Below are 10,691 nucleotides of genomic sequence, written 5' to 3' on the forward strand. Positions count from 1 at the left end.
GTGCCGCCCCAGCGGCACGACTGCCCGCAGCTGGGGACGGCCAAGTCTGGCGCTCCCTCAGTCCGCCGCGTACTTCGCGTCCGTCGCTGGGTCCAGGGCCAGGCGGTAGCCGCGTTTGACGACCGTCTGGATCAGCTTCGGGGTGCCGAGGGCCGTGCGGAGGCGGGCCATCGCCGTCTCCACCGCGTGCTCGTCGCGCCCCGCGCCCGGCAGCGCCCGCAGCAGTTCGGCGCGCGGCACGACCCAGCCCGGCCGCCGGGACAGCGCCCGCAGCAGGGACATCCCCGCGGGCGGCACCGCCCTCAGATCCCCGTCGACCAGTACGGCGTGGCCGCGGATCTCCACCCGGTGCCCGGCGACCGGCAGCGAGCGCGCCCGGCCCGGCAGCTCCCGGCACAGCAGCTGCACGAGCGGGCCGAGCCGGAAGCGTTCGGGCTGGAGCGTGTCGACGCCGTGCGCCTGGAGCGGCACCGCGGTGACCGGGCCGACGCAGGCGGGCAGCACGTCGTGCCCGAGCGCGGCGAGCAGCTCGGGGAGTTGGCCGCGCTCCTCGGCACGGCTCAGGAAGGACGCGGCGGCGGGCGCGCTGGTGAACGTCACCGCGTCCACGCCCCGCGAAAGGGCGGCGTCCAGCAGCCGGTCCACGGGCCCGAGGTCCTCCGGCGGCAGCCACCGGTAGACGGGCACCCCGACGACCTCGGCGCCGCCCGCGCGCAGCGCCTCCACGAACCCCGGCAGCGGCTCACCGTGCAGCTGTACGGCGACCCGGCGGCCGTCGACGCCCTCCGCCAGCAGCCGGTCCAGCACCTCGGCCATGGACTCGGAGGACGGCGACCACCGCTCCGTCAGCCCCGCGGCGCGCACCGCGCCCTTGACCTTGGGCCCGCGCGCGAGCAGTTCGACCGAGCGCAGCCGTTCCAGCAGGGCGTCGCCGAGGCCCCAGCCGTCGGCGGCCTCGACCCAGCCCCGGAAGCCGATGGCGGTGGTGGCCACGACGACGTCCGGCGCCCGGTCGATCAGCTGCTTGGTCGCGGCCAGCAGCTCGCTGTCGTCGGCGAGCGGCACGATCCGCAATGCGGGGGCGTGCAGGACGGCGGCACCGCGCCGCTGGAGCAGCGCGCCCAGTTCGTCGGCCCGGCGCGCGGCGGTCACGCCCACGGTGAAACCGGCGAGGGGGCCGTGGTCCGGCTGCTGCTGTTCGTCGTCCATCGCTCTCGTCCCGGTCGTCGTACGTGTCGGTGCGGCGGCCGAGCCTGTCAACGGCGCGTGACGGGCTCGGTTCCGCCGCGTGTCACCAGTGTTACGTCATACCTGTGCGTAGCCGAGCCGGTCCCGCGTCTCCGCGCCGTCCGCCGGGTCCGCCTCGTCCGCCGGGCCGTGCGGCATCGGTACGGCGGGGCGGCGAAGGTATACCGCCCAGGTGACGGCGAAGCAGACGGCGTAGTAGGCGAGGAACGCGACGAAGGCGCCGGTGCCGGAGCCGACGGAGAGGAAGGACTGCCGGAAGGCGAGGTTGATGGCGACGCCGCCGAGCGCGCCGACCGCGCCGATCAGCCCCATGGAGGCCCCGGAGAGCCGCCGCCCGTACGCCACGGCCTCCTCCCCCGTCAGGCCCCGGGCGAGCGCCTTGTTCTGGAAGATGCCGGGGATCATCTTGAACGTCGACCCGTTGCCGAGCCCGCTGAGCACGAACAGCACCACGAAGGCGGCGACGAACAGCGGCAGCGACTTCGCCATGCCGGCGGCGACGAGTACGGCGGTGGCGGCGGCCATGGCGACGAAGGTGCCCAGCGTGATCCGCGCGCCGCCGTACCGGTCGGCGAGCCTGCCGCCGAGGGGCCGGATCAGCGAGCCGAGGAGCGGGCCGACGAAGGTGAGGTAGGCGGCCTGGAGCGGGGTGCGCCCGAACTGGGTCGTCAGCACCTGCCCGAAGGCGAAGCTGTAGCCGATGAACGAGCCGAACGTGCCGATGTACAGCACGGACATGATCCAGGTGTGCGCGTCCCGGGCGGCGTCCTTGGCGGCCCCGGTGTCGTTCCTGACGGAGCTGAGGTTGTCCATGTGGCGGGCGGCGAGGACGGCGGCCACGAGGATCAGCGGGATGTAGAGGCCGAGCAGCACCCGGGGTCCGCCGCCCGCCCCGATGACGGCCAGCGCGACGAGCTGGATGACGGGCACGCCGATGTTCCCGCCCCCGGCGTTGAGGCCGAGCGCCCAGCCCTTCTTCCGCATCGGGAAGTAGGCGTTGATGTTGGTCATGGAGGAGGCGAAGTTGCCGCCGCCGATGCCGGCGAGCAGGCCGACCAGGAGGAAGGTCGAGAAGGACGTCCCCGGCTCCATGACGGCGAAGGCGGCGACGGTCGGCACGAGCAGCAGCCCGGCGGAGACGACCGTCCAGTTCCGCCCGCCGAAGACCGCCACGGCGAAGGTGTACGGCACCCGCACGACGGCCCCGACCAGTGTCACCACGGACGTCAGCAGGAACTTGTCGGCCGGTGTCAGCCCGTACTCGGGTCCCATGAAGAGCACCAGCACGGACCACAGCGTCCACACCGAGAACCCGATGTGCTCGGACAGGACGGAGAAGAACAGGTTGCGCCGGGCGATCGGCTCCCCCGTCTCCTGCCAGAAGGTCTCGTCCTCGGGATCCCAGTGCTGGATCCAGCGGCCGCCAGGGACTCTCATGACGCCTCCACGCGCTCCGGGGCTCGGTCGCACCGAAGGTAGGAAGGGCGCGTTTCGGGCCGGTGGGGCTGCGGGTGACCGGCAGGGAACGTTGCTCTCACCCGGCGCGGCGGCCGGGTGAGAGGTCGTTGCCGCGGGCGCGGTGGTCAGCCGGAGGTGACGCGCCGTACCTCGTAGCCGTACGCCTCGTCGGCGTCGGTGTCGAAGTACAGCACCGGACGGTCGCCGGCCTCCTTGACCTGGAGGACCGTCGCCTCGCTGTCGTCCGCGAAGGACCCGCCGGCGTCGAACCCGAGCTCGATCGTGCCGCTCGTGCCATCGCCGCCGGCGAGTTCCCACTCGCCCCCGCCGGACAGGCGTCCGTCGCCCGGCGGGGGGTCGCTGAAGCTGAAGACGACGGCGTCGCGCGGGATGCCGGACATCTCGAACCGTCCGTCGGTCCCGAACCGCACCGTGCCGCCCCCGGTGCCCTGCCAGACGCCCGTGAGCTGGTCGGAGCCGAGCTCGGCCCCCTCGTCCGGCCCGCAGCCCGCCAGGGCGGAGATGCCGAGCAGGACGAGGCAGGGAAGGACCACGATCGCCGTGCCTGTACGTCGTACCTTCATGCCGGCCTACTGGTAGATGGTTTCCTGCCACTTGACGTCGACGCGGAAGCCGGCGAAGTAGCCACCCGTGTACTGCGGTGTCTTGTTGAACACCTCTTGCCACTTCTGGTGTCCCGGCACGAACGACTCATTGTCGATGTCGGTCCAGGCATGGTACTGGACGGTCAGGGTGTCCCCCTTGGTCTTGGTGATCTCGTAGGTGAGGGCGTAGGAGCCGAGCACGCCCTGGGCCTTGCGGTCCTCCTTGCCGACGATCAGGCCGCCGAGGTCGGAGGCGTAGACCCCGGCCATCTGGAGGTAGTTGAGGTCGTCCTTGTCCCGGTTCTTGGTGGTGCTGTAGTCCGCCCGGCCCTTCTTCTTGCCGCTCCAGGCGTACTCGGCGGCGATGGTGGAGCGCGCGTCGGCCATGCTGGTGCTCTTGATCAGCGACTGCGTCAGCTCGTCGTCACCGTCGTAGGAGAGGTCGGAGGTGCGGTTCTTCATCTCCGGGCTGCCCCACAGCCAGCGGAAGGCCAGGTTCCAGGGGCCGCCGCTGCGCACCTTGCCGTCGCCGCCGTGCTTGTCGCTGGCGAGCGAGCCGATCGGCGGGCGGTTGTGGATCTGGCGCTCCATCATCATCCTGATGAGCTTGGTGATCTTCGGGTCCAGCTGGTACTCGACCGGGATCGGGTCCGGGCCCATCAGCAGCGGCACGGACTGGAACGGCTGGAGCTGGCTCGGGTTGAGACCCCCCGGAGGCAGGAGCGAGGTCGCCCCGGCGGTCCCGGAGGTGCCACCGCCGCCGCCGGACCCGCCGCCGCCCGTGTCGAACGGCGCGGCGACGAACATGTCGGCGAGGATCTCGTCGATGCCGCAGTCCACGCCCATGGTGCACGAGTACTGGTTGCTCTGGCCGGAGGGGTCCGACAGGGTCACCGGGTTGTTCTCGGCGTACCCGTAGCCGTTGAGGGACTGGTGCTTCTCCGGTTCCAGCAGCGGGTCCACGCTGACGAAGGCGCCGAGCACCGGGTCGTACTCGCGGGCCCCGACGTGGGTCAGGCCGGTGTCCTTGTCGTGCGTCTTGCCGAGGAACCCGCGGTCGTCGACCCAACTGCCGCCGCCGGTCTGGGCGCGCTCCTCGCCGAAGGCGTTCAGGTAGCGCCGGGTGATGCCCTGCGTGACCGCCTCGACCGCCAGGTTCTGCGTGCCGTGGTGGTCGGCGGCGAGGTAGTAGAGCTTCACGCCGCCGCCCTGGTTGGTGCGCAGGGCGACGGTCGTCTCCTCGGTGCCGTACCGGCGCTGGGCCCAGGTGGTGCCGTCCTTGCGGAGGTGGACCTCGGTGGCCCCGGCGTACAGCACGCGCTCGCCGTTGGTGGCGGCGCGGACCAGCAGGGTGCCGTCGGCGTCGTAGACGTAGTCGGTGGCCTGGGTGCCCTGGGTGAGCTTGGTGAGCCTGCCCTCGGCGGACCAGGTGAGCTCCTGTGTGCCGCCGGTGCCGGGGCGGTGCCAGGTGTTGCCGGTGGCGGTGTAGTCGTAGGTCTTCTCCGGGGCGGTGCAGTCCCCCTTCGTGGTCGTGCCGGTCACCGCGTGCTCGGCCGTGCCCGTGTGGCAGTAAGTCGTGGTGGTGTCACCGGTGGCGGTGTGCTCGGTCTCGGTCTTGCGCTGGCCGGCGTCGTCGTACGTGTAGCCGGTCCAGTACGGTGCCGGGCCGCCGAGGGCGGTGGTGGACCGCTGGTCGGCGCAGTTGCGGGAGGACGGGGTCCAGGCCTCCGTGAGGCGGCGGAAGCCGTCGTAGGCGAAGCACTGCGTCTCGGCCCTGGTGCCGCCGGCCGTGCCCGAGTCGCCGACGGCCGTGATGTTCCCGGCCTCGTCGAAGGTGTAGTTCAGGTCCATGACCAGGCCGTGCGTCTGGTCGGTGACGCGGGTGCGCAGCAGCCGGCCGGTGCCCTCCTCGTAGTTGTGGTTGACGTAGGTCTTCTTGTGCTCCTCGGTGTCGGCCGTGCCGAGGACGAGCTGCTGGGGCATGCCGAGTTCGGAGTAGTCGGTGTCCAGCAGGTACCCGGTGGCGCCGTTGACGGACTTCACCTGGCCGAGGCCGGTGTAGCCGCGCTTGACGGTCTCCGCGGGCAGCCCGCCGAGCGCGGGCTCGGTGCTGTTCTGGAGGGTTCCGTCGAGGTTGTAGTAGCTGGTGTTCGCCAGGGTCTGCGGCACCCCGGCCTTGACCAGGGGGTCGTCGGCGGGGAGCACGAGTTCCGTGGCCACGGCCCGGTCGAGACTGTCGTACGCGGTGACCCGGCGCGTGTAGGCCTTGCCGGCCGTGCCGCCGACGTAGCGCACCGACTCCGTCGGCTTGCCCTTGGCGACCTCGTCGTAGGTGTGCTTGGTCAGCTGGTTGGCGGCGGTCTTGCTGCCGGCCCAGGTGCCGGTGATGCGCCCGATCGTGTCGTACTCGGTCAGCACCGACTTGCCGCCCGCGTCGGTGACCTTCACGGCCTGGTCGAGGGTGTTGTAGTCGGTGTGCGCGGCGCCCTTGTCGGGGTCGGTGATGTCCGTCCGCCGGCCGAAGAGGTCGTACGTGTAGCTCCACTTCGCCCCGTCGGGGCCGGTGACCTGGCGCTCCTTGCCGTCGAGGGTGTAGTCGGTGCGCACGGAGGTGTGGGCGGCTCCGCCGGTGCCGCCGAAGTCGGCGTCCGCGGGGCTCTGTCCGGCGTACTGCCGGGTCTCGACGGTCCTGCCGCGCGCGTCCACGACGGTCCGCCGGGCGGTGCCGCCCTTGAGGGCCGAGGTCGCGGTGGAGTCACCGGTGTACGCGCTCGTGCTGGTCCAGCGCTTCTGGCCGTAGAAGTAGACGGTACGGGTGGTCTCCCGCTCGGCGCCGTCGTAGTCGGTGAGGGTCTGGGTGGGCGACTCCCCGTACTCGGAGCGGGTGTAGGTGCCGGTGGGCGCGCTGGTGCTGTCGAAGATGTCGTCCGACGTCTCGTAGGCCAGGCCGCGGCTGTCGTAGCGGGTGTCCGTGAGGATGCGCCCGTTGCCCGACGGGGTCGGCGACTGGGTCTGGAGCTTGCGCAGCAGCGCGTCGTAGAGGTCGTAGGTGGTGTTGTAGGTCTTGCCGTCGGCCTTGAGCTTCGCGGTGGACACCCAGGAGGGCCTGGTCGCGCTGAGCTGGTAGCCGAAGGTGCTGTTGGCCGAGTCGCCCGCGCCCTTGTTGCGGTTGGGCAGCCACACGGCGGTCAGCCGGCCCATCGCATCGTAGGTCAGCTCGGTCCTGCGGCGGTTCGCGTCGTAGGTGCGCTCGGCGAGACCGCGCCGCGGGTCGAGGAAGGTGATGGTGTCGTGGCCCTTGGCGTTGGTGACGACGGTCTTCGTCAGCGGTCCCGCGGCGGGCGGCGTGTACTCGGTCGTGGTGGTGCTGCCCCCGGCGTCCGTGACGCCGGAGGTGCGGCCCAGCGCGTCGTAGGTGGTCCGGCTGACGGTCTGCCAGCCGGTCGGCATGCGCCGGCCCTGCGCGTCGGGCGCGGCCGCGTAGCCGGTGGCCCGGCCGGCCCAGGTGACCTGGCCCTGGACGGGCTGCTGCACGGCCTTCCAGGTGGTGGCCTGGGGGTCGTCGTAGACGGAGGCGGTGTCGGACAGGACGTCGCCGCGCTTGTCGGTACCGGCGGGCAGGGACAGGGAGGCGTCGAGGACGGAGCAGGGCCTGCCGACGGTCTGGCTCCGGGAGACCAGGGCGGTGAGGCCGGCGCTCTCGTTGCGCGCGTACCAGGTGCGGGCGCACGTCTCGTCGCCGTTCGCGGCGGTGTCACCGGTGTCGTCGACCGAGGTGATCATGCCGTGGTCGTCGTAGGAGTTGGTGACGGTCCGCGACCGCCAGGTCTTCGACGCCGTCAGATAGGTGTACGACGTGGCCTGGCCGGCCCGCACGTAGCGGGCGTCGTGGTCGGCGGCGCCGGGGACCGTCTGGTGGGCGGTGTTCCTGGACCACGGCTTGTTCGCGGTGGCGCTGATCGCCGTGTCGCCGTTGTAGACGACCTTCTGGCGCAGCTGTCCGGCGTACTGCGGGCTGTCGGTCAGCGCGGACAGGCCGAGGGCAGGGCTGGAGAGCGGGGCGAGGGAGACCGAACGGGCCGTGCCGTCGGCCTTCCGGTCGCCGTCCATGCCCTGGAGGTACAGGGAGACGGTCCGGGAGCGGGTCGTGCCGATCGCGCCCTTGTGGACGGTGACCTGGCGGTAGCCGCGCCAGTCGGACCAGGTCCGCTCGTCGGCGGGGGTGAACGGGTCGTCGCTGTAGTGCCAGGCGGCGCCGGAGTAGTCGTAGGCGTTCTCCACCGCGTCGTTGTTGCCGGCGGGGTCGGAGGTGCTGACGGCGAGGACGCGGTACTTGTGGAACCAGTCGACGGAGGCGTTCTCGGCTCCGTTGATGTTCCAGTACTGCGGGTAGCAGGAGCGGGTGTTGGTGTCCTCGGGGGCCTTGACGACCTCGCTGCGGACACACTCCTCGGACGACAGCGTCACCGTCGTCAGGGCGCCGGTCTCGGACGTGACCGTCGCGATGCGGGGCCGGTGCAGCGGCAGGATGTCGTCGGTGGCGTCGACCCGGTTGGGCCGCATCTGGTAGGTGAAGGAGATCGGCTCGTTGACGATCGCCGTACCGGCCTTGGCGGTGCGCCGCAGCGACATCAGGGCCAGGGTCTGGTCGCTGCTGTCGCCGATGTCGCCGCCGTCCAGGTACTTCTGGGTGAACTCCCAGGTGTCGACGGGCTGGTAGGCCGACTCGGCGGCCGACCAGGAGAAGGTGCTGACGCCCGTGACCCGCTTGCGGGTGAAGAAGGCCGGGCCGGCGGCGGCGCACTCCTTGTCGCCGTCGGAGCAGATGGCGTCGAAGGGGACGTCCGGCCAGTTCTTCGCGGTGTCCTCGGTCAGCTTGTCGCAGTCGGCGGCGGTGCAGCGCTCGGCGTGCGCGAAGGTGACCTTCGCGTCGGCCTTGTCCGTGAACAGCGCGCCCTTGCGCAGGCCGTACTGGATCTCCTTGAGGTAACCGCCGCGCGTGTAGGAGGCGTTGGCGGTCTCCGACTTGTTCTTCTTGTAGTGGTTGCCCTCCTTCGCGTACCAGTAGGTAGCGGCGCCGCCGCGCGTGTTCTCGACGTAGTCGAGGTTCCAGCGCCAGGCCTGGGTCAGTGCGCGGTCGGCGAAGGCGCCGCCCTTGTCGTAGCCGGGCTCACCGGAGTCGTCGCCGAAGACCGGCACGGTCCACACCGAGTCGGTGCGCACGTCGGCGGCGGCGCCGTCGAGCTTGTTCAGGCCGAAGACGTACTTCGTGCCGTCGCCCGTGATCACCGTCCAGAACTCGCCGTTGTCGTCGCCGTTCTCGGCGCCGGTGGAGCGGACGACCTTGGAGGCGTCGTCGTCCTCCAGCCGCCACGCGCCGCTGTCGTCGTCCTTGATCAGGCGGGTGGACTTGCCGTTCAGGACCAGGCGGGCGTTGTCGTACTTCCAGCAGCGGTCGAAGACGTCCGTGTGGCCGTCCTCGTCGCAGCTTCCGTACGCCCGTTCCACGTAGGAGTCGGTGAGCGTGAAGCCCTCGCCGACCGCGGTGCCCTGGTTGTTGGTGGTCGCGGTGCGTCCGTCCACGCTGCCGGAGTCGTACGACAGCGCCAGGGTGGGCGTCGGGTCGGTCGCGGCGGGCGGCAGCGGGAAGTCGTGCGACCAGGTGAAGGCGCCGGAGCTGCCGCCCGCCTCCCAGGACGAGGCCGCGGACAGCTCGGTGGCCGAGTAGTCGCCGGTGCCGGAGGGGGACGCACCCGAACCGGCCGCGAGCGCGGTGACGGCCAGCACCGTCGGCGCCTGCGCGGCGCTGCCCAGTTGGGCCGTGGGCCCGGCGCCGGACGCCGGCAGGGGCGCCTGCGCGGAGACGGTCCGCGTCTTCGTGTCGTTGCGCGAGGGCAGCGCGGTGGCCCGGCGGCACTCGGCCCTGTCCGGTGTGGTCAGCGCGCACGCGGGCAGCGTGACCAGCCTCAGCCGGCCCGCCCAGCCGCCGCCGACCATGCTCGCGAAGGAGCTGTAGTCGACGCTGACCTGCGCCGGTCCCGAGGCGTCGGCGTCCACGGTGAACAGCACACCGGTGACGCCGGCCCGCCGGGCCGCCTTCTGGTCCAGGACGGTGACGCGGGCCTTGGTGTCCGCCGCGGCCGGTGTCTTGGCGCTCGGCCGCACCTTCATGGGCACGCCGGCCGCCGCGACGGCCGCCTCCCGGCCGGCGCTCAGCGTGACGACGGCCTCGCCCGCGCCGGGCCAGGCGCCCTTGCGTTCGTCCGCCGCGCGCTCCGCCTGGCCGGTGTTGGCCTTCCGGTACGCGGCGGCCTTGTCGCGGGCCTTCTTCGCACCGACGGTGCGCACCTCGTGCACCTTGCTGACGCGCTGCTCCGGCGCATCGGGCGGGCCCGGGAGACCGGGTGCCGCCTGGGCCGTCGTGGTGAGGCCGAGCGGTGTCAGCAAGCAGAGTGACACCGCTAGGGCCAAGGGCCGCGCGCGCCGCCAACGTGACGCGCTCCTGCCAAGTCTCATGTTGTCCGCCCCACGTTTGTCTTCGAACTCGTCGAACTCGTCGTCCGGAATGCGGTGGCCGTCCGGCCGCGCGTCGTCGCGGCGGCCGCACCGGGACGGCGGCCGAGGATCGCCTCGGCCGCCGTCAGCCCCGTGTGCCGGGCCGGCTTCCGGTCAGTCCCCGACCATCTCGTCGATCTGGTCGCTGCCCGCCATGGCGCCCGCCCACAGCCGCACGTCCATGACGCGGGCCGGCAGGTGGTGCTGCCAGGCGCTGGAGGTGAATCCCTTGCCGACGGCGAAGTCCGCCGTACCGACCTTGATCGCGTAGGAGAGGTCGGCGCCGTTCTGGTTGTGGCCCAGGTAGAGGCTGATGGTGCCGGTGAGGGAGTTGTAGACGCCGGTCAGCCGTACCTCGCTGTCCATGGCGGCGATATCGTCGGAGACGACCGACGTCCAGGTGCCGTCGTTGTTGCGGCGGCCGAAGTGCCACTTGCCGGCGGGCCGGGTGACCTCCTCCCCGGTCTCCTCGTCCAGCACGGTGTCCTTGCCGGTCAGCTCGAACCAGAAGCCCCAGGACGAGCCGTCCTCGGTGCGCTGGCCGAGGACCTGGCCGATGTAGCCGGTGTCCTTGGCCAGCAGCTTGGCCTGGTCGAGCTGCACCAGGGTGGACGCGGTGAACGAGGCGTGCTCGGACACCAGCGGCCCGGCCGTGACCGCGGCGTCGTCGACGCCGTCCATAGACCCGGCCCCTGGGCGAGGGCAAGGGCGGCGGGGTGTGGATCCACGTGGACCACGGCGGGCCGACCAACGCCTGCGTGTCCCTGGACGAGGAGCACATGCGCGCACTGCTGCGCGCCCTGGACCCGGACCGGAGGCCGGTCA

Annotated in this window: 5 protein-coding genes; all 5 read right to left on the reverse strand. The window is 71.8% G+C overall.

What is annotated here, in order from left to right; genetic code table 11:
- Window positions 1–57 precede the first annotated feature (57 nt).
- Complete coding sequence (locus GTW67_RS19130) at window positions 58–1,209, reverse strand: uroporphyrinogen-III synthase (protein WP_161166036.1); 1,152 nt, start codon at window positions 1,207–1,209, stop codon at window positions 58–60.
- Between the two features lie 96 nt (window positions 1,210–1,305).
- Window positions 1,306–2,685, reverse strand: coding sequence for a nitrate/nitrite transporter (locus GTW67_RS19135; protein WP_161166037.1), 1,380 nt, complete (start codon window positions 2,683–2,685; stop codon window positions 1,306–1,308).
- Between the two features lie 146 nt (window positions 2,686–2,831).
- Window positions 2,832–3,290, reverse strand: coding sequence for a hypothetical protein (locus GTW67_RS19140; protein WP_161166038.1), 459 nt, complete (start codon window positions 3,288–3,290; stop codon window positions 2,832–2,834).
- A gap of 6 nt (window positions 3,291–3,296) precedes the next feature.
- Window positions 3,297–9,827 (reverse strand): RHS repeat-associated core domain-containing protein, encoded by a 6,531-nt coding sequence (locus GTW67_RS19145; protein WP_161166039.1) that lies wholly within the window; start codon window positions 9,825–9,827, stop codon window positions 3,297–3,299.
- Window positions 9,828–9,980: 153 nt separating this feature from the next.
- Complete coding sequence (locus tag GTW67_RS19150; protein ID WP_202437416.1) at window positions 9,981–10,547, reverse strand: LamG domain-containing protein; 567 nt, start codon at window positions 10,545–10,547, stop codon at window positions 9,981–9,983.
- Window positions 10,548–10,691 lie beyond the last annotated feature (144 nt).

The sequence above is a fragment of the Streptomyces sp. SID5910 genome (assembly GCF_009862125.1).
Taxonomy (GTDB): Bacteria; Actinomycetota; Actinomycetes; order Streptomycetales; family Streptomycetaceae; genus Streptomyces.

Excerpts from the sequence above, each read along its gene's own strand:
- GTW67_RS19145 (WP_161166039.1), bottom strand. The coding sequence starts at position 9,827 with ATGAGACTTGGCAGGAGCGCGTCACGTTGGCGGCGCGCGCGGCCCTTG.
- GTW67_RS19150 (WP_202437416.1), bottom strand. The coding sequence starts at position 10,547 with ATGGACGGCGTCGACGACGCCGCGGTCACGGCCGGGCCGCTGGTGTCC.
- GTW67_RS19135 (WP_161166037.1), bottom strand. The coding sequence starts at position 2,685 with ATGAGAGTCCCTGGCGGCCGCTGGATCCAGCACTGGGATCCCGAGGAC.
- GTW67_RS19130 (WP_161166036.1), bottom strand. The coding sequence starts at position 1,209 with ATGGACGACGAACAGCAGCAGCCGGACCACGGCCCCCTCGCCGGTTTC.
- GTW67_RS19140 (WP_161166038.1), bottom strand. The coding sequence starts at position 3,290 with ATGAAGGTACGACGTACAGGCACGGCGATCGTGGTCCTTCCCTGCCTC.